The 23,449-nt window shown below is 57.9% G+C and carries 16 protein-coding genes and 1 pseudogene; 5 read left to right on the forward strand and 12 right to left on the reverse strand.

All coding sequences use genetic code 11. From position 1 onward, the window contains the following. Nucleotides 1–100 precede the first annotated feature (100 nt). A complete protein-coding gene (locus tag I6F17_RS25090; protein WP_225124612.1) occupies nt 101–493 on the reverse strand; it encodes a hypothetical protein in 393 nt (130 codons plus the stop codon). 329 nt (nt 494–822) lie between these two features. Between I6F17_RS25090 and I6F17_RS25095 the strand changes: the two genes are divergently transcribed. Next, complete coding sequence (locus I6F17_RS25095; protein WP_225124613.1) at nt 823–2,880, forward strand: trypsin-like serine protease; 2,058 nt, start codon at nt 823–825, stop codon at nt 2,878–2,880. Between the two features lie 26 nt (nt 2,881–2,906). Then, nucleotides 2,907–4,109, forward strand: coding sequence for a hypothetical protein (locus tag I6F17_RS25100; protein WP_225124614.1), 1,203 nt, complete (start codon nt 2,907–2,909; stop codon nt 4,107–4,109). A 287-nt stretch (nt 4,110–4,396) separates the two neighbouring features. Here the strand turns inward: I6F17_RS25100 and I6F17_RS25105 are convergent, their stop codons facing one another. From I6F17_RS25105 to I6F17_RS25135, 7 genes are all read right to left on the reverse strand, one after another. Further along, nucleotides 4,397–4,780, reverse strand: coding sequence for a hypothetical protein (locus I6F17_RS25105; protein ID WP_225124615.1), 384 nt, complete (start codon nt 4,778–4,780; stop codon nt 4,397–4,399). Continuing rightward, nucleotides 4,777–5,241, reverse strand: a complete 465-nt coding sequence (locus I6F17_RS25110) for a hypothetical protein (protein ID WP_225124616.1) — start codon at nt 5,239–5,241, stop codon at nt 4,777–4,779. The genes I6F17_RS25105 and I6F17_RS25110 overlap by 4 nt, the downstream gene beginning before the upstream one ends. A gap of 83 nt (nt 5,242–5,324) precedes the next feature. Beyond that, nucleotides 5,325–6,497: a Wadjet anti-phage system protein JetD domain-containing protein gene (locus I6F17_RS37960; RefSeq protein ID WP_225124617.1), complete on the reverse strand. Its 1,173-nt coding sequence runs from the start codon at nt 6,495–6,497 to the stop codon at nt 5,325–5,327. Between the two features lies 1 nt (nt 6,498). After that, nucleotides 6,499–9,978 (reverse strand): SbcC/MukB-like Walker B domain-containing protein, encoded by a 3,480-nt coding sequence (locus tag I6F17_RS25120; protein WP_036016170.1) that lies wholly within the window; start codon nt 9,976–9,978, stop codon nt 6,499–6,501. Beyond that, the gene (locus I6F17_RS25125) at nt 9,971–10,702 is read right to left on the reverse strand and encodes a DUF4194 domain-containing protein (RefSeq protein WP_225124618.1); all 732 of its coding nucleotides are present in this window, start codon (nt 10,700–10,702) and stop codon (nt 9,971–9,973) included. The genes I6F17_RS25120 and I6F17_RS25125 overlap by 8 nt, the downstream gene beginning before the upstream one ends. Next, nucleotides 10,689–12,140 (reverse strand): Wadjet anti-phage system protein JetA family protein, encoded by a 1,452-nt coding sequence (locus I6F17_RS25130; RefSeq protein WP_225124619.1) that lies wholly within the window; start codon nt 12,138–12,140, stop codon nt 10,689–10,691. Before I6F17_RS25130 ends, I6F17_RS25125 begins: the two co-directional genes overlap by 14 nt. A 450-nt stretch (nt 12,141–12,590) precedes the next feature. Next, nucleotides 12,591–12,851, reverse strand: a complete 261-nt coding sequence (locus tag I6F17_RS25135; protein ID WP_036016164.1) for a helix-turn-helix transcriptional regulator — start codon at nt 12,849–12,851, stop codon at nt 12,591–12,593. A 454-nt stretch (nt 12,852–13,305) separates the two neighbouring features. On the opposite strand from I6F17_RS25135, the gene I6F17_RS25140 reads away from it, so the two are divergent. Continuing rightward, nucleotides 13,306–13,560 (forward strand): hypothetical protein, encoded by a 255-nt coding sequence (locus I6F17_RS25140; RefSeq protein WP_157784131.1) that lies wholly within the window; start codon nt 13,306–13,308, stop codon nt 13,558–13,560. Between the two features lie 914 nt (nt 13,561–14,474). On the opposite strand, the pseudogene I6F17_RS25145 reads toward I6F17_RS25140, so the two are convergent. The 3 genes and pseudogenes from I6F17_RS25145 to I6F17_RS25155 form a co-directional block, all read right to left on the reverse strand. Continuing rightward, nucleotides 14,475–14,746 (reverse strand): annotated as a pseudogene (locus I6F17_RS25145) (zincin-like metallopeptidase domain-containing protein); the annotation flags it as partial. A 1,169-nt stretch (nt 14,747–15,915) separates the two neighbouring features. Continuing rightward, nucleotides 15,916–18,039 (reverse strand): prolyl oligopeptidase family serine peptidase, encoded by a 2,124-nt coding sequence (locus I6F17_RS25150; protein WP_225124620.1) that lies wholly within the window; start codon nt 18,037–18,039, stop codon nt 15,916–15,918. Continuing rightward, nucleotides 18,036–18,362, reverse strand: coding sequence for a hypothetical protein (locus I6F17_RS25155; protein ID WP_157784101.1), 327 nt, complete (start codon nt 18,360–18,362; stop codon nt 18,036–18,038). The genes I6F17_RS25150 and I6F17_RS25155 overlap by 4 nt, the downstream gene beginning before the upstream one ends. A gap of 693 nt (nt 18,363–19,055) precedes the next feature. Between I6F17_RS25155 and I6F17_RS25160 the strand changes: the two genes are divergently transcribed. Then, nucleotides 19,056–19,538 (forward strand): outer membrane beta-barrel protein, encoded by a 483-nt coding sequence (locus I6F17_RS25160; protein WP_225124621.1) that lies wholly within the window; start codon nt 19,056–19,058, stop codon nt 19,536–19,538. Between the two features lie 44 nt (nt 19,539–19,582). Here I6F17_RS25160 and I6F17_RS25165 read toward each other — a convergent pair whose 3' ends face one another. Next, nucleotides 19,583–20,170: a hypothetical protein gene (locus I6F17_RS25165; protein WP_036043214.1), complete on the reverse strand. Its 588-nt coding sequence runs from the start codon at nt 20,168–20,170 to the stop codon at nt 19,583–19,585. Nucleotides 20,171–21,903: 1,733 nt separating this feature from the next. On the opposite strand from I6F17_RS25165, the gene I6F17_RS25170 reads away from it, so the two are divergent. Then, nucleotides 21,904–23,250: an MFS transporter gene (locus I6F17_RS25170; protein ID WP_225124622.1), complete on the forward strand. Its 1,347-nt coding sequence runs from the start codon at nt 21,904–21,906 to the stop codon at nt 23,248–23,250. Nucleotides 23,251–23,449: the final 199 nt, after the last annotated feature.

Raw genomic sequence — 23,449 nt, forward strand, 5'->3', positions numbered from 1 at the left:
GGACGATTGCCGCGTGATACGCTCAAGCCCGCTCGCGCAGGCCAATCGCTCGGACAGCCTCCATACGATGCGCTTCATTTTCGATAGCGCGACGGCGGACTCAAGCGACCGGCGCCCCAGCTTTGGTCAATCTGCTGCGCACGTCTTCGGGCGTCTCGCGCACCGCCAGACGCATTTTGCTCGCGAATAGCAGAATCGACTTCGCCTTCTCATCATAGATGACTGGGTTGCCCTCGATCACCTGTCGGACGCGGTGTGCGCTCACGAACAGCTTCATCCGGCCCACCGGCGCCGAAAGTTCGACCAGGGGTTCTCCGGCATTTCCGAACTTGTCGCACAAATCACCGATCGATTCGTTCGAATAGAGGCGGTCGGCAGCGAGCTGCAGCATCGTCGCGCCCTTCCATTCGCCGTCAAACGCCTTGCGCAACCAAAGCAGTTCTGCCGCCTCGATGTCGCGAACACCGCCTCCGGGCATATTGATAACTATCAAAATATACCTCCCCCAACTGCGATCTATCCCCGTCTGCGCGATCCGGGTTGGGCCGGTCCAAGGCTGCTTAGTCACGATCCACACAACAGCCGCGATCGCGAAACGCGCCGCGATAAGTATCTAATCCGCGCTGGAGAGTGATGGCCACCTTCGATGAGGATCGGACGACCCGAGCCCAGAAACTCCCTCTAGTGAAGCGGTTCAATGGTGGAGGCTCATTGAGGGTGAACATATGAACTGGATCACACTCTGCGTTTTATTACGCCATTGCGCGTATGGGTTGTCGTCGTACAGTTAATGTCAAAATCAATTGGAAGTGGGAGTGGGCAATGCGAACTCAATCAGCTTCCTTGGCCATTTTGATAGCGATGTCGTTTTCATCTCCTGCGTTGGCCGAAGCCGTCATCGGGGTGATCGGATCATACAGCGGATTCTGCAATGACCAATCTGGTGGATTGGAATCCAAGGTGCTCAAGAGCGCCGTTGAAAATGCTGTTAGGCAGATCAACCAGCGGGCAGGCGTTGCCGGTGAAAAGATCATCGTGACGATCAAAGATGCCGGATGTGACATAAAGCAGGCGTATTCGGCCGCGGAAAATCTGTCCGCTGAAAAAGCTCTTCTTGTTGTTTGGCAAAACTTTATGGGCAGATGGGGCGCAATCGGCAATAAGCTTTCCAGGAGTGGGATGGTTCATATATCGCCGCGGACCGATGATCCGCGTTTTGCTGCGGCAGCCGTTGAGATCTGGGCGACAGCCGCCGCTCGACTCGACTCACGATCCCGTGGCGATGAAAGCAAGCTTTTAGTGGAATTGGAGCGCGGAGAGTTCGACACCGTCTTCGGAACTCTACGGCCGGTGGGCGGGTCACGAACGGACGTTGATGTGGTGGACATTGATTGGAGTCTTCAGGGCGCAATCTCGTACTCGATTGCGAAGCCGTTGTCCTCAGTAGCTATTTTGGCGCAATTCGGGACTGGTGGCGGGTCGTCCGGCGGCGGGTCATTTGGCGGCGGGTCATCCGGTGGGGGGACATCCGGTGGCGGATCGCTTGGCGGAGGGGCACCCGGTCGCGGGTCGTCTGGCGGAGGGTCAGCTAGCAGCGGATTGCCTAGCAGCGCGCCTAGTGCAGCCGGTGGTGATCCTGATTCCTCCACCAAGCCTGGGTCTTCGATCAGCATGCCGCCAGACCGCCCACCACCATCAGTGGCCGGCCGCCCGAGCGTCGATGGGCGCCAGGACGATCCTTCCAGCACGTTGATTATCCCGCAAGACGCCATAACCCCGAAGGTCCGCGAATATCTTCAGGGCGGTGCTTGGACCAGACAGGAAGCGCCCGGCCGCGACGTGGGCGGCACGGCAACCGTACCAACGCCGGCCAACAACAGTGGCGAGGCAGTCGTCATTGCCGCAAGCATCGTCCCGACCAATTCTGATGCGAAGCAGGACGATGGAGATCGAACGGCAGTTCAAGCAGGGATAACTCTTCCGGCTCTGCCGCAGCCGAGTGAGACTGATATGTGCAAGTTTCCTGATGGAGCCGTTAGCATTCCGTCAGATGATGCGTTTCTGAAGCTTTACTTGGCGTCAGTGAAGGAAAACGAAGGTCGTTCAAGCGTGCCATACTGCCGGGAAGGGTTCGCAGACGTCGTGATAATGGACACGGGTCGACCCAAGGGCGACAGTTTGTGCTCGGGGGTTTTGCTTCGGGGTGGCTGGGTGCTCACGGCTAAGCATTGCATTGGAGATGAACTTCGCAGCGGCGGGGTCTTTCAGATCCCGGCCAATCAGGTGGACTGTCTTCGTCGAAACTCGGCCGATCCTGAAAACTGGGAGCACCCAGCGAAAAAATGCCGTTTGAAACCGGTTGATGTCGATCTTAACCGAGCAGCTGCAATGACGGAGGGCGATCTCGCGATTATTCCTCCGCAAGAGGGTGTCAGGGTCCAGCGCGGCGCCGACATCACAAAAGTCCACGATCGTCCGAGAGCATTGGTCACATTTGCGGGCTACGGGGCCTCCACTGTCATTGGTGAGGACAAGGAAGGGTTACTGAGGGTGGGCTGGGGTATCGCAGATTGGAGAGAATCTTCACGCGACGCAACTAGCATTGACATTGTCGGCGTTTCTCCAGGTGGATTGCGTCGATCTACGACGCCGTGTGGCGGGGATTCCGGTGGACCTGCTTTCTTGGGCCGCATCTTCGGCTACGACAACGAAAGGCACGAATTGTTCGGCCTTGTAGTCAGCCGCACGAACAAGGACAACGGATGCAAGCGTGAAGGCGCGATTGATACTTCGACGACCATTGTGCCACTGCAATCCTCCACAGTGTTGAATTGGGTTTGCAAGCAAACTGGAAACGCGGTGACGGCCTGTCGGAGGTAGTCGTGGTCCTCATAAGTCGAGCACAGTTGCGTGAGATCGCAGCATGGCTGTACGGGCTCTTGAAGCTCGTAGCAAAATGGCTGAGCGCGGGGGTGATCCTAACCTTGCTTTTCCTTCTGATACGGTGGACCGGCTGGTTATCATCACCTCTCGTCTCTAATCGCATTATCAATGGAAATATCCAAGCAGCAGGCGATAACAAGGCCTCTCAAGGGGTTGTCTATCATCTGCCGCGAACGGTCATCGGAGTAACCACGGTAGTCAGCATTCTTGATTGTTCGGTCCTCACCACGCCCGCGCCGACCGAGAAGGAGCCGGCCGCGACCAGACAGCGGCTCTTGATTGACATCTCGTTGGAACGAGAGATTGCTGTTACAAATGAAGCGGATCCCGATCATGCATGGGTGATTGATGCCGCGACGCTAGCGGGCCCCTTTTGGTCGAGTTCCGTCGATCTTTCACTCTCAAACGGCATGATCTCTTCCGTGAATGCCGCCAGCGCATCTTTTTCCGTCGAAGGCCCATTTAAGAGCGCAGCCGGTGGCCCGCAGAGTTCGCGTATCTCAGGGAATGTGTCATCAGGATCATCTCTGCCCGATGCCTATTCCGCATGCGGGGACAGCATTGCCGTTAACCTGGAGCGGCAGAAGGAGTTGCGCCGACAACTTAAGGCTGGACCAAGCGATCTGGTAGCCAAGTCAATTAGCGCGGAGCTGAAATCAGTCGATGCGTCACTCTCGCGCGAATTCAGCGCAACGATGATCCCAAAGAGTGACAAACCTGAGAGTTTGGTCCTTGATGTTGATCCGTCCATACTGTTTGAGACAGCCGGCGCGCAACTCAAAGACGCGCTCATGAAGAACAGATCCACTATCGTGGTGTCGCCACGCGCTGGTGCTGCGGCTATTCCTCTAAAGAATAACAATGCTGAGGGCATCGTGTACCGTGACCCTGGGGCGGCAAGCTTGTCCGTATGTCGGGAGAGTTGCAAGGCCAGTCCTGCAGGCGCGCTGCCCACGACGGCGCAGTTATGGGAGCCTCCCCGACTGATACGGGTCGCCCAGTTCGGTCATGAGGCCTCGATTCCAGTTAACCGTGTTCTGTTCTCAAACGCCTCGGTAAGAATGCAATTTGCGCCGGACGGTTCCCTTTCTCGATTGCAAACTGATGACAAGCCGGAAGCGCCACAAGGATGGATATCCACCAAAGAGCCTCACGCGCCAAACTAGTTCGCTCAATTTATCAAAAAGGCGCGGCAGCGGCGCGTGAGAGTCCGACCGCGCATAACGGCTTTCACGTGCCGCCAGGCCGTCGTACGACTCCAATTCCAGAGTCGCCAGCTCGCAAGGGCAGGATCTCGCTGCATCAGCCGAAGGTGAGCTGATTGAGATCGACGACGAGATGTCGTGGCATATGCGCGACATCGTCAGTCGCCACGTTGCTTGTGGCGCCCTTTGCATCCGGGCAACCGTCAGCTCGGACGGACGGCGAACCTATTTGAGTACCGCGGGGCGGGTTATGGCGCATCTTCCTCCTCCGGCTCCCCGTGCCACGAACTCGTGTCGACTTTCATCTCGGTTCGATCTGAGAGGAGCTTGAGCGGCTCGGCCGTGGTGGCCGCCGTCGTGCAGACAAATGGAAAGTTCTCCTCGATCGTTGCTCCGTCCGACCCCGATCCGTAGTGCAAAGTGACATCAACGCTGCCGGTGATCTCATAGCGAATGAAATCACCATGGATGCTTAGGACGCGCATTTCGTCGTAGAGGACGCCGCCGGTCTCATAATGCCCAGCGATCAGATCAAGACTATCGATAGTTTCGCTAATGAAAGCCCCGATAGCTTCGTCATAGAGGTGGCCCTCGATCCGGCTTATCACCTCACTGTGGACGTCTTCGGTCACCTCGAAGATTTCGAGGAGCGCGCCGATGGTTTCATTCGCGAGATTGTCGAGTTCGGCTGGATCGCTAATAACCGTATCAGGCTTCGATGAGTGCGTTTGTTCAATTCGTTGAACGCAGGGCCAATCTCGGCGTGAAACTCCTTCGGATCGAGCTTTAGTTCGTTCTTCAAAAAATGGTCCGTCAAGCCACCGCGGCTTGCAAAGTAGGCACGTTGGCGGCGAGTTGGCCCTTCCAGCTTCGGGTGCTGTTCGTACCACGCGCATGATTTGATCTCGTCGTCATCGGGAGCCATCTGCTTCAGCATGTGATCGCTGAGATCGCGCATGCTTACCGAGAAATGCTGAGCCCTTGTCGCAACGTTTTTCTGGGCCAGTGCGGCGATTGCTCCGCGTAGCAAATCTCGAGAAAAATCATCTTGGAGCCGGCCTTCGAGTCGCCTTATCAATTCCTCATTCGGCATTTGAGGTTCGCGCTATTGAGTCCATATTTCGAGCTGCCATTGTGTTGATGCCAATATTCGTTTGTTAGTTGGTCTCAGACAAATCATGAGACCGCTTCAAAGGTAGTAATGGGTTCCGGATCAATCTTTTCCTGTTCAAGAAATCGAGCATCATCCCCTCCCAAGAAAGTCGCCAGGGGCTGCCATGGGTCGCTTGGTAGCAGTTCGATTTTCCGCGACGCCTTGGCGGGGGTTCCGCGCAGACGCGCCAAGGCGGGATTCATGAGATGGGGCAAGACCGGGACTGGTACAAGGGACGTTAGATGCAGGGCGATACGAAGGCCGCCTTCGTCGATGTCTCCCCAATGATGGATACGCGAAATTCCGGGCCACCGTGAAATCGCCACCAGCGCTGCTGCCACCGCCCTCGACGGGAAACCGCCGGTATAGATGGCCACGTCGTTGGCCTGAAGCGCTTCCCGCACATGCCGATTGAAGCTCGCGAGGTTCTCGATCGTGATGATCGATCGGATCGCACCCGCTGGCTCGATCATTGGTGCTTGTTCAGGAGGAAGCCCCACATAAACCAAGCGCGCAAAATCTACGCCCGCGAGGCGAACTGGACCGGCAATTAAGACGGGCTGCGAAAATTTCTCCAAGCCCAGGCTGGCCATGGCTTCGTCGTCAGACAGATAGACATCGAGTTTTCCAGCCTGCTTGAGGAAATTGACAATCCGCGATGCGTACCGTTCAAGAAGCTTAGTATTGCCTGTGGTTTGTCCGGAATACGTTCGAAGATCGCGCCGGTCCATCGGATCACGCGCTAGAACGGCATCCAGAGCCGTGATAAATTCTACTGCCTGATCCGTCTGCTCCAGGCTAATCGAGAACGGCCGCTCTCCCCGCAGCCATCCAGCGATAATATTGTCTCGCGCCTCCACTGCGTCGGTGTGTCTTGGTTCTACAGACGCCTGCAGCTGGGATGCCGCTACTCTTGCACGCTCGAGTGCCGGAATCCTTCCAAGGAACTCGTAAAGACGGGCGGCATCTCTCAATTGGATACGTTCGGTCAGGTGCCGCGCCTCACCACGGCCTTTAACCACGCTGATGGCACCTTGGCGTTCTGCATCCGCAAGAAGCCGGTCGAATGCCGCACGTTCAGCTGCGGAAGGGAAGTCGGCAGGCGCACGTTCAGCCGGTTGGCGCGTCCGTTCTGGCACCCGTTCCAAGCGGTCGAGAAGAATGCCCAGAATGTCGCGTGCCTTGCCTGCGCTCACGTTATTCCGCCGCCTTTTGCGTCGCTTGCTCGCTCTCCGCCCTGAACCATTCCACGCCGCGATGCTCCGGATTGGCTGCCTGCATCTCGGCCTGAGCTCTCGGGCCAATCCGTTCGGCATCGACGGCAACACGATCCGTGCCGCTCATGCGCGTCACCGAGATAATACAGTCCACCGATTCAAGGAACGTCGCACGGTGAATCTCGGGTGCAGCGATGACCAGTTGAAGTCCGAGATCACGGTAGAGCGTGATGAGATTCTGCGTATTGCCGATATCCAACTTGTTAAACGCTTCGTCAAAGGCAACCAAACCCATGCCTTCGGTACTGCCCTCACGTCCGCCCTTGGGGAAGTAAACGGACACCATGCTGGCGGCAATGGCAACATAATAAGGCGCCTGCCGCTGCCCTCCCGACAAAAGCCCAACCAGCTTCGAGAATGCTTGCTGTTCACCTGCCTGATTTTCCAGAAACAGCTCGAACTCGAAGTAGTTCCGGTAGTCTTCCAGGCGTCGGGTATCCTGATCGCGAGTAACGATCTCCTCGACCTGCGCCATCGCGCGCTTCATCTCGTCGTCCGCCGTGCTTGCCTTATCCGCTAGTGCCGCAAATGATGCATCCTGGCTTCCGATAATACGTTTCACGAGATCGTAGAGCGGCTTAAAGTCCGCAGATATATACCTTTTGAAAGAGTACTTCTGGCCTACGAACGAATATGCGGCAAGCCGCTTGTTCAAAATATCGAGCTGCGTCTTTATCTTCTCAAAGCGGTCGGACATTTTGGCGAGCAGGTCTTCCTTGAGCGCCGCCTCAAATTCATGACGGGCTTGAATGACTTTCTCGCGGTGAGGCCGGAGTTCATGTTCTTCGAGCCGACTCTCTCGCGCGGCGCACCAGAAGCAATGCTCGGCATGGCCAGCATCCTCCGGGAGAGGACTTGGGCCTTGAATATACTTCCGGACGTACTCACTAAATTCGCGCAGGGCACGCGTACCGTTGTCGCGCGCAAGCCGCGCATATTCGCCGGCGGCCTGCCTTGCTTGATCGCGGCGCTCCGCGAGAAATCGCAGTTCCTCGCCGCGCTTCTGGAATACCTGCACACCCAGTGTCGTTCGAGCCTCGTCGATCGTAAAGGCGCCTGCCTCCGCGAAGGCGATCAATTGCGTCGTGCGATCGGTGGCTTGTTCTCGCTCGATTGCTTCAGCCGCCATCAACATCTTCGTCACGGCTTCCTGCCGCTCCGTGATGCGCTCTCCGGCTCGAATTGACCGCGTACTGCTTGTCCGTTCTTTTTCACGCAACTCCGTTAGTTCTTTCTCGTAAGCGGCAGTCTCCTTTTCGATGCGCTCAATCTCGAGCCGAAGGGCTTGGCTCTTGGGATCCTCGACCTGTTCCCGATCTTTCTGAAGCGCTATTTGCCGCGCTTCGGCTCGCTTGACGTTTTCCGCCGCTTCTCGCAATTGCGATACAATGTCTTCCTTGCGTTCGAGTCCAGCCAGGTACGTGACTGCGCTGTCGAGCATCTTCAGTTCCCTTTCCTTCTCACTCATCTGGGTGCGAAGGAGGGCACATTTCGCCTGCGTGGAGGCCAACGCCGCAGTTTGCGCCGTCTTTCCCAGAATAGGACTGAGATCGCTAAACACACGAAGTGAAAGCGCGGCCGTCGTCTTGCCGTTGCGCATAACGGCGTGATCGGACTCCTGCAGTTCCTGTTCGGTATCGGCGCGTACGTAGCGTCCGACCTGGGTATCGACAAAAGCACGCGCGTCGATGTTGTCGGTCCGCAACACGTTCGCAATCGATCGTTGCGGAAGAGTACGGTTTGAGCCGCGCCGCGTCTTGCGCGTATTGACGATCCGGCAACCATGCAAGCTTGAACGGTGCCGCCACAGATAGTCAAACGCCCTTTCCAGCTGCGACTCCGGCACGATCAGCGCCTCGCGGTTCGGTCCAAGAAGCATTTCCAAGGCGAGAGCCCACGATTCGTCGGCGATCTCCACAACATTTGGAAGAGCCCAGCTTTGAATGCCGTTCAAGGCCAAAGCGTCCATGAATTGCCGCACATGGGGCGAAAGCACGCTTGCACGCCCGTCTTTGGTGCCGCGAAGCGACTGCTCCAGATTATTTAACTGCTGGCGGTCCTCCGCGATTTCCGCGATTCGGATATCGCGTTGCTGTGCGAGCGATGAGCGGACCACAAGGATCGCCAACGCGCGCCGCGCCAAGTCCGCTAGGGATTCGCTTTCGGCGACGAGCCGCTCCGTGGTCTGTTCACTGGCGGCGCGGACAAGCTCGGCCGCCGCTTGTATGGCACCATGATGCACAATCGGCACGAATTGACGTATCGCGGAAAATTGGGAGATGTGCCGAAACTCATTCATCGCACTGTCGAATGACAAAATGGCGCGGGTCTTATCTTCGTTGGCAACCCGTTCCTCGACCTCGATAGCTCGAATCTTTGACGCGCCCTCACCGTCTGCGAGCATGGTCCGCTTGCGGATGACTTGGTCGCGATTCTCCGAGACGACCCCGGTGTGGTTGGCGATCAAGCGATTAAGCGATGCATTCTCGTGGTCGGCGCGCTCCTTTTCCTTCTCCAGTTCCCTAATCTCAAACTCCAGCCGCATGCGCTCCGAGGCGCTGGCAATGTAGTCCTCCGTTTGAGATTGAAGCGTCTGCCTCGCCCATGTCGCGAAGCGACTTCGAACGAGGCGCACATCCCTGATTTCCGCTTCAAGTTCTTCAGCGCGCTTTTCCATCGATCGCCATGTCTCAATGGACGAGCGAATGCGCTCGACATTGAGGGGGTCCGCTTCTAGCACGAAGCGCCTCACAAAGTCCGTGGGATCGCGGATTTCTCTGGCCAGGACGGCGTTGTTGAAGCTCCGCAGAAACAGGCGCGCATCCGGCGAGGAACGCGGTCGCATCGCCGCCAGGTACTCCGCGACGAATTGCGTCGATCGGGCGTGCAGCGTAAGCGCTTTGCCGTGCCTTTTCTTCAGCCGCTCGATGATTTCGTCATGGGACACGACGAATTCGTCGCCGTCTTCGTCGCGCTCGATAAAATCCTCGAACGAGAACGCGTAGCCCCGCGCGATAAACAGCGCCCGAGTGGACTCCGTTCGCTCGCTATGATCTGCATGTAGAAGTAGGCCGATGGTCAACGGCTCATTAGTCGCCGTATCGCGAAACGTAAGAGCAAGAATCGTCTCACACCGCTCACGCTTGGGTTCGCCTCGATCAAAATCACTCACTTGGCCTAGGCAATAGCTCAGGACCGTGCGGTCGCTCTTCTCGCCGGCAGAAGGATTGAGGTCGATGAAATTTCCGTTGTTGCCCGTAATGACCACTTGAACGCCGTCGAGGATGGCACTCTTGCCCGCTCCGGTCGGTCCAATCACGGCGATCATACCGGCCACATCGAGGTCGAGAACCTCGAAAACGTACCACTTGTGGAACGAGAGGCGCGTGAGCTCATACATCAGAAGATTTCTCGTCTGGGTCGAGGCGTTGCCGTTCCGATGATGATCCAGCCTTGTCCGACACAACCGCTGAGTCACGCTCACGCGCACTCCAGGCAAGGAACTCCTCAGGCGCCCCCAGCTCGAGCCACTTTATAATCGAGGCAGTGAAGACATCATCGACGAGAATGACTATGCCGGGAAGAACCGTAACCGGGGTAAGCCGCTCGACACGGTCTGCATCATGGAGCAGAACAGCTCCTCGCCGCCGCAACGACTTCAGGATTTCCTCTAGCCGGGACTCAATGGGCGGATCGGCCTTTGCAAGCGTCCGGATGCGGTCGAATATTTCGTCGGTGTTGGTCTCAACCCGACCGACTTCGTCCATAAGACCCGCGCGCAAGCCTTCGTCATAGGTGACGCGCAACGCAAGCAGGACAAGCGTCTCGTCTTTCTTGAGTCGCGAGAATTGCCAGCCGTACCGGTTCTGGCCCCGGACCAGCGCGATCATTCCGGTCGGCGGCTCGATGACAATGCCGACCCCCATCGCACCGAAGTACCGCTCGAAAAATGTGCTGTGACGGCGAATGAGGTCGTAGATTTCTCGTCGAAGCAGGCTTGTATCCGGATAAACGATTTGATGGGCAAGGAGCGCCTGAATCGCGGTCTCAATATCGCCTTTCTCGACAGGCGGATTGCCCCGCCGGCCTTCGAGAAGGTCGCGAAGTTCGTCAAGTTCCAGCATGCGACGCTACCTTTCCCACGCGACGAACGACGAAATCGGGACAGGAGATCCATTCATTCTCGAATTGTGTGGGCTTGATTTCGATCGCGTAGCGCCGCGCCAGGGCGCCGTCGCCGATCTGCTGCAAGGTTCGGAGCCGCTCGAAAATGAAGAAATCATCGAGCGACAAGAGAGGCATGTCGGCCGCTTGCAGCTCTTGTCGTTCGCCGAACGCCGCTTCGAGATAGGTCGCCATCTTGGCGGCTGTGATTGCTGTACGGCCCCGGTAGGCATCAAGCGCTGCACGATAAGCGAGAAATGCCGGATCTGGTGCTTCGCGCCGAATTTTTGGGGGCTTAACGACTTCGCGCCCACGTTTGTGCTGATAGAGGTCTTCCCTGCCGATCACCGCTTGTTCCGGAAGAAGGTTGTGCGGGATGGATAGCTCGAGCGAGGGGGGACCAGCCAGATCGCCGAGCCTGGCTAGTGCCTCGATCACACGTTCGGTCTTCGTCTCCGCGATGCGATCCATGAATCGCAAAGTATTGGAAATTCGTCGTTCAAGCCGCTGGTTCGTGGCCTCGATAATTTCGAGATAGTCCCCGATCCGATCAAATACCGAGATCACGTTGCGCAATTCCTGAGTAACCAGCGCATACGCGTCTTCAACACTCTCGCCGCGCCCCTCCTTGACGTAGGCTTCGGCGAGGACAGTCATCCTTATCTCGTTGGCGAGGATGCCCTCCGCTGTGTCGATGATCTTGCGTCTGAACCGGAACGGATTGGTTGTGCTCTTCAGCCGCTTGAAATCTGAGATCAGGAAATGCTCGACGAAATCGTCAAAGAACTTCCTGAACAGGGTCCGCATATCGGTCTGGCCGATCAGCTCTTCTTCAATTTGCCGTATCGCACTCGAGATCGAGCGCAAGTGATGCATAAAGGACTTGGCTGACCGCTCCGCGTTACGGACGGCCTCCGACCTGTTCTCGGGATCTTTATCGGCTCCTTCGAGCTGTAACAGCACTTGCAAGACTTCACCGCCATAGGAACGCGTTCGTCCTGCTTTGATTTCGAGTAGGGTTGTCAGAATAAGGCGTCCGTTGGCATTCATATCGACAACGCGGCGGTAGCGGTCCCGAAATTCGGTTAGCCACCCCGTGTCGAGAAGCCGGCGATACGCGACGATGGCCTTGGTATCTGCGGTGTCCGCTGCCGGCGCATACGGAGCCTCTTCGTCAAGTTGGACATCGCGCCCCTGACGATCGACAAATTCCCGAATCGCCTGGGTCATTTCTTGTCGCGAAACGACGCCCGGAATATCTCCAAAGACATCGCGGTCGATGTGCTCAAGAAGGTCGGCGTAGAACCAACGCGCCTCCCCAGAAAAAATGCGGAAGATATCCGGCGGTAAACCGCCAAATATTCGAGAGCGCGCTTCGTAGGCTTCTTCCCCGGTCATGGACCGTCCCCGATTAGGCACATCCGCGGGCAGACGCGAAGGATTATTCCCGCAACCTATGAGGGCGAGTGTGAATAAAAACAACAAATACAGCAAGGTAGCCTTTTGGCGCGCCTGGCTCTGCCGGACCAGCTGTCGCGAACCGGGCCCCCTCAGATCGCTAAGCGGGATCCGGTTTCCATCCCTCGCACCGGTGTTCTGTGTCGCTTGCGCGAAAACGTCATTTCTGTCCGCACCGCACTAAGCGTCGACAAGATCGCGGGAATTCGGATACTACCTAAAATCGGAACGGAAGTTTGGCGCCGCTTCCTCGATTCGCCGACGTCTAGTTGTGCCGCTCAGAAAACCCGGGCCACCGAGGGACGGGTGATCTTCACATGATCATCAGGCGACGGACTCCCCAAGTCGACAAGGTCCTTGCCGGCGGACTCGATGCGCAACGTGGCGGGGTTAAGTCTGGTGAGGAGCTGTCTCGATGCCACTGGCTATCTGCTCCCGAAACAGAAACCGAATTCCCGCGTCTTCCAACGTCTGGCGCAAGCGCTCCATGGTCGAAGAGTACGGTACCGAATGGCCTTGCTCGAAGCGGTTGAGCGTCTCTTTTGAAACCCCAGCCAGTTTCGCCAGATGCTCCTGATTCCAACTCAGCCAAGCGCGAGCGGCTCTCACTTGAGCAGGCGTGATGTGAGGAGCCTGGTTCGGGTTAACCATAAGTTCCGACCGTAGTTGGAGTCTCGCCTCGCATTTGCTGTTATTAAGAGGTCGTTAAGTAGATCCTCGGGTCGGGTGGGGCCGACCGTTACTTAAAACAGCGATCGAATCCTACAGCCTAATCCTTGCCAGGTCATTGGTCTGGCAAAACGGAACAGTTCGTCCCTAGCTCATCTGGACGACTAGTAGAAGAGTCCTTGGCGCGACCAAGCGACGCCTCACGAGGCCTCGCGACGATTTTCGGAATTATCTAATTCCTAGCTTTTCGTTCGATATCAACCACCTTGCTTTGGGGGAATGCATGCGCTCGGCCTGGCGAAACGTCCAAAATGCGTCAAACGTCACTTATCCGGACGCGATCCGCCGTACTTCGCTGCCTCCCACCCGTTGGTGGCGCGCGCGGAGCCCTCACGACTTCTCGCGGAAGGACATACGGACGATCCGGGAATTTCTCTTGCGTCACGAACGGGTTGCTGATTGCGATTGGCTCGGCGCAGTTGGCGGCGATCCGGCGACGGCCGTTGGCATTGCCATCAAGGGATTACAACGCCACGGGTTGAAGAATCCGGTTACGGATGCCGTGATCTCGGCCATCCTGTGCTGTGCTTTGGAGGGAGATCCCACTGCGAAGATGGTCTTGATCTCCGCTCTTCGACGCCGCGCAAAAATCGATCCCCTTTGTAACATGTGTCGCGGCTCCGAATATTGACCCCTTTCGGCTTCCAACATTGACCCCGGCTCAACGCCCCAATTCGAAATGGATCCAGGCGCTTACTGCATGCCAGACGGGGTCAATATTGGGCGCCGGTTGGGGGTCAAAAGCCGCGCCGATCGACATGCGGGGCTTCTTCACCGCTTTTGCGGGTCTGAGAAGACGATGACGTTGCGAGCCATGCTGCCCCCTCGCCGTTCGATGCGTGGCTGCACCCAAGCAAAAGGCGCGCCTCGGATCCCAAATTGCTCGTGGGATGCAAGGCGCGGCTGCCCTTCGGCATACGGCACGCTTCCAAACGCATGGATTTCGACCATTGCGGACGGCCCTTAATCTGACCCCGGCTATTTTGTAGGATCTGGGTCATCGACGAGCAGCGTTACTCGCATCGCAAGTCTTGTCCGCTGATCCTCATGAGTGGACGAACCGTATCTCGCCCTCAATGGCGGCTTACTAATTGCTTTCACAGTCTCGCTTGTGTTGCCGTCCGGCAGTTCGTGATTGCTGCACGTGGTTGCGGTCTATGTCGGTTGGAATGGACTTGAAGTCATCGGGCTCGGCCTCCCTCGAGCCTTTCGCACACAAGCCGGACTCGCAACTCATGGTCGGGGGGACGAGCGTCGCGCAGCATCTACGGACATCATGGTATGAAAGGCGTGAGCAGGGCCGTTGACCTCGCACGGTCGGTACGGTCGCCGCGATTGAGACCGGGGCCTCGCGCTTCAAACCCATGCATCCTCAATCAAGATGCTTGCAGCCGCAGCGAACTATCTATGTGAAACCCGTGCGAAAATTCCGCCCCGCTGTAAGTGGGATGACGCCCAGTCAACGACTTCGTCCAGAGTCCATTGGAGACCCAAGCTATTTGGAGCTAAAATGACGCGGTCCAGATCGATGATTGCCGCCGCGGCTCAGGCCGCGACGGAATTTTTGGCCCGAAAACCATGCAGGAATTCCGCCGTCCGTTGGGCATTGGACGAGGTCGTGAAGATCGCGCGTCCGTTCTTCAGCACCTTGATTCAAGAGGCGATATAGGAGGCGTGATCCTCCTCACCTCCGGTGTTAGGCCGAGATCGGCGGACAGGAAGGCCGCGCCAAGCTCCGCGACCAACTCTTCCATGGCATAGCCTTCAACGCCGAAGCGCTAGCGGCCGAACTCGCGGTTCAGGCGGCTCTCGTGGCGGCATGTAGTGTCCAACGCCACTCATTGCACGCGCTGCGGCAGAAATGGAAGTACGTGGCCCTCACCTTTTCAGGTGGTGTACCGACATTCGCCAGAGTACCTGCGAAGCTTGTCAAGATAGTAGTGGGATTGGTCGGGGCAAGATGTAAAACAGTGCGGGCGCGGCTCGGTGCCAACCGACCCGGGGGCTGAAACCAGGCCAACTAGTCCCTACCACATCCGCACTGCCGTTGAGACTAGCGGAAAAGTGACTCGGCGCCGATCGATCTGGAGCGATAGCGCTGTCCCTGTCACATCCCGTTAACCTCAGGCACTCTGTATCTGTGATAGCTTACCGCAACCTGACAGGGTGCGCAGTCGGTCAATAATGTGTGGGCTATCAACACCCGCTCAATCCGCCACGGAAATTCCTGCAACCACTCAGACATGCTCTCTGTGCTGTCGGTCGTCACGACTTCAGGATTACCCGGACGGTTCAGGCTGCTGATCAGTGAGACATTGTCGGTTGCGGACCACACCATCTTAGATACTCCGCCCCGTTAGAGTGCAGGTCTCCTGTGTCGTCAAATTGCGAATTCGGTGCTTTGCGCCCCGCCCATCCCTCTGCCGTGCATATTGTACTGCCATGTTCGTCGCACTCCGCCTATCGCGTCGATTGTCGGAGTGCATTTGTGGAATTCCGAGCCTTCAACCAGGGAATCCTGCGGATGACGAAAAGCGGGCCAGATGATGATTGCACACTTAAATTGTGGGCTCTGGGATGCGAGAGAAATACGCATCGCACGACTGAGCAATATAGGCCGGTCAGCAATAGATGGAACGCAGCGCGGATGCGACTTGGCGCCATCGAGGCGACTTGATGAGAAAGGCGCTTTCCCTATCCGCGTCCGCACTGCCAATGAAGTTAGCCAGGAGATCGAGAGGCTAACGCACCGGCTTTGCCGTGAGGGCTGTTCACCCGGAATGCCTCTTGGGTATTAACGAGAAATCGGCCCTGAGTGGCCTACCCGGACTGATAGGCGAGACTGAGGGCGTAGCTGATCGCTCGGATTCATCCGCAGGAAGATACCATCGCCCGCCGAGAATGAGCAAAGACGGGCTTGCGGACGCCGCTGCCGATAACGTCGTCCGCCAAGCGTCATCATTGCAGTAGATCTTAGTCCTCGACCTCACTCATCGACAAGCCGCCGAGATGCATAAGTATATTCTAAAGCGATCTGGCGTGCCTGTTCAATTAGGTTGGCCGCGGCGCTATGCCCCCCGTCGGTATTCTCATAGTAGAGGTACGGTTGGCCCAACGCAGCGAGCCTCGCCGCTGCCTTGCGGCCATGCGCTGGATGCACGCGGTCGTCCTTGGTGGACGTGAGAATGAAGGGGGCCGGGTAGGTCTTGCCTGGCACCAACCTCTGATAGGGCGAGTAGGCGTCGAGCCACTTGCGCTGTTCGGGAATGCTGGGATCGCCATACTCGCTGATCCAGGAGGCTCCGGCGCCCAGCTTGGTGAACCGAACCATGTCGAACAGCGGAACCTGTAAGATGGCCGCATTGAAGAGGTCGGGTCGTTGAGTGATTGCGGTGCCTACCAGGAGGCCTCCTTGGCTACCGCCGACCACGCCCAGCCGGCGGGGAGAAGTGATTTTGCGCCGGATCAAGTCCTCCGCGACGGCGATAAAATCATCCCATGTCCGCTGCTTCGTTGCTCCTTGAGCAGTCTGGTGCCATTGGGGCCCGAACTCACCGCCGCCGCGCAGGTTCGCCACAACATACGCGTTCCCCTGCTCGAGCCAGAGTCGTCCGGTAGGACCCGCGTAATAGGGGATGAGTGGAATCTGAAACCCACCATAGCCAGAGAGAAGCGTTGGAGTTGATCCGTCAAACCTTGCGCTCTTCGGTCGTACCAGAAAGTAAGGAATGCGGGTGCCATCGCGCGAGATTGCCTCGAACTGTTCGACGACAAGTCTCGAGGCGTCGAACCTAGGAGGGGTCGTCTTCAGGGCCTCAAGGCGTCCGGTTGCGGCGTCGAAGTACCAGAGCATCGTCGGGCTAAGAAAGCTGGAGACGGTGAACATCGCCTCGTCCGTTTCATGCGATGCGGCAGCCAGACCGACATTCGCATGCTCGGGAACCGGGATCGGCGTGGCCTGCCAGGCGCCCTGATGGTACTTGTAGACGAACGCCCTACTCTGAACATTGTCGAGAATCGTTAGGATTAACAAGTTTCTTGTGGCGGTGAATCCGCTGATCGCTTGTCGAGGTCCAGGCTTGAAAACGAGGGTGGGCATTGCGCGCAGCGGATCCTGCCTCCATTCGGCCAGGTCATACGAGATGATCGAGCCGGCTGAGAAGGGGGTATCTCCGGACGGCGGCATCCAGTCTTCGTTTAGCGTCACCAGGAGGCGACCACTCGCGATGCCCCCAATGGTCGCCTTCTTTGGCAGATTGAGCTTAATCGGCTTGGACCCAAAGAGAACATACTCATGCTCGAAGAAACCGATCCTGCGGACGGCGCCGGTCGCATGGATCGTGCCTTCACTGTCGCGCAGCACGAATGGTTTGGCCTCGACATCGGTCGGCTCACCACGGAAGACCTCGCGCGCTGCCGCGAGCGACTGACCGCGCTTGAGCTCCTTCACAACGAAAGGGTAACCGGCTTGCGTCATGGTCCCTTCGCCCCAATCTCGTGCAATCAGGACCGTGTCGCTATTTACCCAAGTGACCTGCTGTTTTCCCTCGGGAAGTGCGAAGCCGTTCGTGACGAAGGTTTTGGCGACTGCGTCGAACTCCCGGACGAACACAGCGTCCTTGCCGCCCTCGGACAGGTTGAGCAAGCATAGGCGCTCCTCGGGCGGGAGGCAGCTCACCCCTTTAAGAACCCAGTTCTTCTTGTCCGCGTCAGCGAGAGCATCCACGTCGAGGATGGTCTCCCATCGAGGGCTCTGGGTGCGATAGCTTTCAAGCGTCGTACGCCGCAAGACGCCGCGCACCTGGTTCTCGTCCTGCCAGAAATTTTCGAGACCGCGCCGTCCCAATGAGACGTACGGAATCCGGTCCTTGGCCTGAAGAACGTGGAGCGCTTCCCCGTAGAAGCGCTGGTAACGTGGATCAGATTGGAGCGCACTGAGTGTCTTGTCGTTCTCGGTGTGAGCCCAAGCCAATGCGCGCGGCCCTTCGATTTCCTCAAGCCAAAGAAAAGGATCCTCAGCCCCGCTCGCAGGCGCTAGCCCCGGGGACAGTCCCGCGGCCATCAAACAGCTCATGGATAGCGACGCTGCGAGAAAAAGCGAATTTTTCATGGGAATTGTCCTGAAGTTGGCCAGCCGGACTTGGACGTCTTGCTAGGTGAGTGGAAGCATTCGGAAGATGCATGCTCGGCTCCAAAGCGCAGGCACACGGGAATTTCGTCCGCTGGCTTTTTTGATGGAGCAAGCAGCGTGCCGCTTGAAAAGGGAGGTTCTCCAGGCGTTTCCAACCCATTTAAGTGTGGACCTTTGGACGTCCGTCTCAAAGCCGACAGTCGGTTCTTAGTAAGGGCGACGACATGTTGCGCAGCGGCCACCTTGCTCATCGTCGCAGTACGTAAATCTTCGACGATCGCTTGCGCCTTCCGTTCGGCCATTCACAACTCTGCTGGGCATGAATTGCCTTGAGCATGTGGACCTCGCAAACCTTGCGCGAAGGGATATCGCGCCGGTCAACTATCCCTAAGCGTTCGAGGACGCCGCGAAGGCGACGAAAGCCGCAAGACAACGGGCGCGCTAAAGTGGTCCGGACACGAGCTCGCTTTCTCGCGCACTCACGCTCCCAAAAACTAACACGAACTAAACTTGTAACGACCGGCCGCTGGCCATCACGGTAGCTCGCGCTGGAAAAGAACACTGCACTTTGAATGGCGCTGTTCAGTCAGAGCGGAACGGGTCCGCGCACATTGCAATCGAAAAAACATGAAAGTCGCACATGCGCGCGACTTCCACCCTCGCCGCGGAATGCAGTGCTACCGACGCTCAATTGTCCGCCTTCAAACCAACGTAAGAGAGTTGACGCGGCACACTCTTAGGAAACTCCTGAAAAATATACGAATTAGTCCGGCACGTGGCTTGCTTCGTTCAGGACATCATCACCAATCGTAGTGCGGTGATCTTCGGAGCGGCCCCGGCGCGTGATTACGTGTCTGGTCGCTACGACGATTTGCCGTGCGGCGATACTTAGCGAGCGGGACCGCGTCTCGGGAAAGTGCAGGGCAATCATTATGCGATCAAGGTTTCTCTTTTTGGGTGCTACGACGATGACGCTCGTCACAACGGGTAGAGCTATGGCGAACCTCGAGCGACAAGTACTGCCACCGGCGGTGTGGAACTGGTCTGGAGGCTACATTGGCGGTCACGCCGGCGGCGGGTACGGCCGAACCTCCTTTAGCAATCCCTTTGGCCCGTCGATCTATGGCGGCAGCCTCGATAGTCCATCGTTCGTCGCAGGTGGCCAGATCGGCTACAATTGGCAGAACAACAGTTGGGTGTTCGGCCTCGAACTGGATGCCAGCGCAGCTGCCGCCAACGGCTCAAACACCTGCCTAGCCGCCTCCCACTCGATTGTAAGCGCAAACTGCAACGCAGGTCCCAACCTCTTTGCGACCGGGACCGGCCGCATCGGCTACGCCTTCGGTCCGCTCGGGCAAACGCTTGCCTATCTCAAGGCAGGCGTAGCCTGGCAAAACAATCGGGGCGACGTCGTCAACAACGTGGAGCCCACTGGCTGCGCGAATAATCCACTATTGGACGAATGTCTCTCCAGCTAAGGACAACCGAAGTGATCGCAGGCCTCCAGCCACGCGCGATCGGTTCACAGCGGGGTTGTCTCCCGTGTAAGCCTAACGAACCCTCCTTCGGCTAATTCGGCTTTGTAGGCCCGTCCGTTAAGTAGGATCGTGGTGGAGTTATCTGCGGTCGGCATAAAACCGTCGTGGCGCAGCTTCTCCATTAGGGCAGGTGTGGCCCATTGCTGTGCGAGCGGCATTCCGTAGTGCCATTTCTCCGCGAAGAAGGCTCCGAAGTCCGGTACCCCCGCCCGGCCGACCCCAACCACTTGGTCCTCCGCAGGGTTATGAACAAGACGAACGCGATTGGACTCATCCAAACCGGCCGTGTAGCGGTGACCTTGGATTTCATAGGTCATCGTCGGCTGGTCCGAGTCCGGCAAGAGACCGTGGTGGAACAGCCTCTCAACCATCGCGTCAGGGGCGATTTGCGAACCGTGTAAAAATCTCTGTGGAGCGGCGAATGTGACATCTACCGCTTCCTCAGGTGCGGCAGGTGATGACGGACCAGCTTCATTCATGATCTGACTGAACAAATCATGATCTTCCTGTGTCCAGACGTGCGCTGTTGGCGATTCCGGGGAACGGGCATTGTCGATCGGGTTCGGATCCATAAAGCTCTCCTTTCTGTTGTGAGAACAACGGCCTCTTGAAGATCTCCCCCAGGGAATGAGCTGAGTTCGTCACGAATTCAGAGATGGCTGGCTTCGTCATCGAGGGGCCAAGGTCGAATGTTAAAGAGGCTGGCTTTCGAGAAGCTGACAAGGTCGAAGAAGGAGACAAACCCGCAGCCGCATTTGCCACGTCTGATGCGATCATCTCCGAGCCAAGTCTCATTCCGCCTGGCCTCGCAGTCGGCGCGTGGGTCTGCGTCGTGCATTGCGTTCACCTGGGCGTAAAGCTGGTTAGGAGGTCCAGGTGATGCGGACCGCGGCCAGACCCAGTCTTGCACCGAACATGTGCATTTCGACCTCTGCCCGCGACCCGTCGTTCTGGCGGACGCTTCGAGCCTATGCTCGGGGCCGCTAACCAGAATGACCGCGATAGCCGCGCCAGCGCGAGAACAGACGAAAGCGAGACCTACGTGAGAGTCCGGCAAGCGCGGAGAGAAGTGTTTACCTGAGAGAACGAAATCGCTGAGACGCAAAAGCAGCCGAGACGATCATCCCGCGCACGGCTAAGGGTGCTCGGTGCCGGTGATCCGGGGACTGCCGCTGCGTGTAGCGGGTACTCCGCGAAGTCCCCAGTGCCTCGAACCCTGCGCGCCATGATACAACCTCGGACTGACAGCCGGAGCTACATCGGGCAAGCGGAACGTTACATCCCCAGGTGAGGCAATAGAAACCGCCAACTTTGTCCCGGCTGCTATGGACGCTCTGGGTCATGCAGATGGCACTCGTGTCAGGGCGTTGGAAAGAGAATTCACTGGTGTCCTGAATAAGGAAAATCGTCGTAATTTCGTGCGCGCGGTGGCGAGGTCGCCGCTGAAATGTCCGCTTCCTCCAAGCGTCCGTTGGCGAAGAACCGTAGGGCACATTCGTGCTCGCCCGTTGCGGGCGCACGAACGGTAACTCCTGGGTATGCGTCGCTGGTTTGCCTTAACAGCTCTCTAAGTGGTTGACCAAGATGTACGCCCTTGAACCTTTGGCAGCGCTCACCGAACGACTTGAGATCGGCCTCGTCGCCGTTGGGCCAAATAGCCGGGCCTTCTCCCAGTCCCGGGTGAGGCCCTCGCGCAGGAGATAGCCAACATGCGCGGGCGGGCAGCGCCGAACGCACCTTATGACGGACGACCCGGGTCTTGGCGGTCGCCAGACGCGAGCGACCCGTGAGCAGCCGGTTCGCCCGCTAGACGGGCGCCCGGCCGCGACACAAAGGTGGAGCACCGATGACTGGTGGATCTTGCCCGGCGCGAGAGACCGCCGCAGGCGCGCTGAGCGGCGGCAATCGGCTTGGCGACGAAAGGCGTGGCCCGCTGACGCCTCACGGAGCGGACGCAACCTGGCCGAGGCTGAAAGGGCGCGAGACATCGCCGATCGTGTTCGGCGCCCGCCAATTTGTCTCAAACTCGCCAAAGCAGCGCAATGTCTGGGTGCCCGACAACTATAGCAGGTTCTCATATTTGTCTTGCCGGCAAGGCCAGTCATCAGATCAAGGGTAAAATGGGCCGCGAAAGGCGGGCATTTTTATTGCAGAGGTTACCGTGAGGTTCGTCGTGACACGCTTCAGCCTACATGTGAACAGGCGATGGCCGTGAGGACGAGCTCGCGCAAGTGGAATGCAACTTTGCGCGACCTGTCTGGTCGAAATGTTCGGGCCATGGATCGCGCTCCAGATCAGGTCGAGGATGGCGAGGCAATTTACTCCAGAGAGGCTGGAGCCGGTCCTCGGTCCGGCAGACGAACGCTTGACACGCCGCGCGGTGTTGGGCGCGACCATCGGCAACATTATCGAATTCTACGACTTCGGGACCTATAGCTTTTTCGCAATACAGATCGGTCAGGCGTTCTTCCCGGCAACTGACCAGTTTGTCAGCCTCATGCTGTCACTCGGAACCTTCGGCGCAGGTTTTGTGACCAGGCCGATCGGAGCCATCGTGCTCGGCTCGTATTCGGATCGGGCCGGCCGCCGACCCGCGATGATTGCCAGCTTTGCCATGATGAGCGCCGCGGTCCTGTTATTGGCTATCACGCCATCGTACGAGACAATAGGACTTGCCGCTCCGTTGCTAGCCATTTTCGCACGCTTGCTGCAGGGCTTTGCTCTCGGAGGTGAAGTCGGTCCAACGACAGCCTACTTGGTGGAAGCGGCCCCCACCAAAGCCCGCGGTCTTGCGGTCTCCTTTCAGCCCGCGAGCCAACAGGTAGCTGCGACGGCCGGAGCGTTGGTTGGAGAAATACTCTCGCTCACCATGACAAGCGAAGCGCTCAATGCCTACGGATGGCGGGTCGCGCTGTTGCTCGGCGCGGCTACGTTGCCGTTTGGACTTTGGTTGCGGAGCGTCCTGCCCGAAACGCTGCACCGCCCCGAGGCGCCGGTTCCTGTCACCCCGCCTGAGGGGCGACGGCCTACCGATCGCCGCATCATGAGCTTGGGATTTGTCATCTTGGCCAGCTGCACGATCACGACTTATGTTACGGGATACATGACGACCTACGCGTTGAACACCCTCCGCGTTTCCACGCCTCTCGCGTTTGCTAGTACGCTCATCAGCAACACGGTCGGAATTTCTGCAGCACTGCTGGGCGGCCTGCTCGCCGACCGCGTAGGCCGTCGGCGTATCATGATATGGCCGCAGGTCACTGCATTACTGATGACCTATCCGGTATTCTTTTGGATTGCAGAGAGCCGCAGTGCCTTGGCACTTCTCGGAGGTCTCGGCGTCCTCACCCTGATCGGAACGATTCCGTATAGCGCCTTCTACGTGAGCATGGCCGAAGGTTTGCCCAAGTACATTCGTGGTCGCGCGTTCGCGACGATCTACGCTTTTGCGATAGCGATTTTTGGAGGCACAGCTCAACCGATCGTCACCTGGCTCATCCACCTTACCGGGAGTGCACTCGTGCCCGCCTGGTACATGCTTTTCGCGGGCGCGGCCGCGCTTTGTGCCATGCTTATGATGCCGGAGACGGCGCCACTCAATTATGTGCCCGACCATAGACGAACGGCAGTAACGCCACGACCGCTGCTTTAGTCACACCCGAACAGGTGAGGATGACATCTATGATGTCCGAAATGCGAAACATCGAGCCGGAGGACGGCTATGGGGCCAGCACGTAAAAGCAATCTATCCTGAAAAATTGGAGCAGCTTTACATCGAGCAGGAGCTCCTGTCGGTGCGCAGCGTCTCCGTCTGAAATGACTTGTTCCCGTTTACCCAATCTTCGCCGATG

The organism is Bradyrhizobium sp. NBAIM18, from assembly GCF_020193825.1.
In the GTDB taxonomy this organism is placed as follows: Bacteria; Pseudomonadota; Alphaproteobacteria; order Rhizobiales; family Xanthobacteraceae; genus Bradyrhizobium; species Bradyrhizobium yuanmingense.

Bases quoted from the DNA above. Each gene is read 5' to 3' on its own strand.
- I6F17_RS25095 (WP_225124613.1), top strand. From the start codon at position 823: ATGCGAACTCAATCAGCTTCCTTGGCCATTTTGATAGCGATGTCGTTT.
- I6F17_RS25110 (WP_225124616.1), bottom strand. From the start codon at position 5,241: ATGCCGAATGAGGAATTGATAAGGCGACTCGAAGGCCGGCTCCAAGAT.
- I6F17_RS25120 (WP_036016170.1), bottom strand. From the start codon at position 9,978: ATGTATGAGCTCACGCGCCTCTCGTTCCACAAGTGGTACGTTTTCGAG.
- I6F17_RS25125 (WP_225124618.1), bottom strand. From the start codon at position 10,702: ATGCTGGAACTTGACGAACTTCGCGACCTTCTCGAAGGCCGGCGGGGC.
- I6F17_RS25130 (WP_225124619.1), bottom strand. From the start codon at position 12,140: ATGACCGGGGAAGAAGCCTACGAAGCGCGCTCTCGAATATTTGGCGGT.
- I6F17_RS25135 (WP_036016164.1), bottom strand. From the start codon at position 12,851: ATGGTTAACCCGAACCAGGCTCCTCACATCACGCCTGCTCAAGTGAGA.
- I6F17_RS25150 (WP_225124620.1), bottom strand. From the start codon at position 18,039: ATGAAAAATTCGCTTTTTCTCGCAGCGTCGCTATCCATGAGCTGTTTG.
- I6F17_RS25155 (WP_157784101.1), bottom strand. From the start codon at position 18,362: ATGGCCGAACGGAAGGCGCAAGCGATCGTCGAAGATTTACGTACTGCG.
- I6F17_RS25160 (WP_225124621.1), top strand. From the start codon at position 19,056: ATGGCGAACCTCGAGCGACAAGTACTGCCACCGGCGGTGTGGAACTGG.
- I6F17_RS25165 (WP_036043214.1), bottom strand. From the start codon at position 20,170: ATGGATCCGAACCCGATCGACAATGCCCGTTCCCCGGAATCGCCAACA.
- I6F17_RS25170 (WP_225124622.1), top strand. From the start codon at position 21,904: ATGGCGAGGCAATTTACTCCAGAGAGGCTGGAGCCGGTCCTCGGTCCG.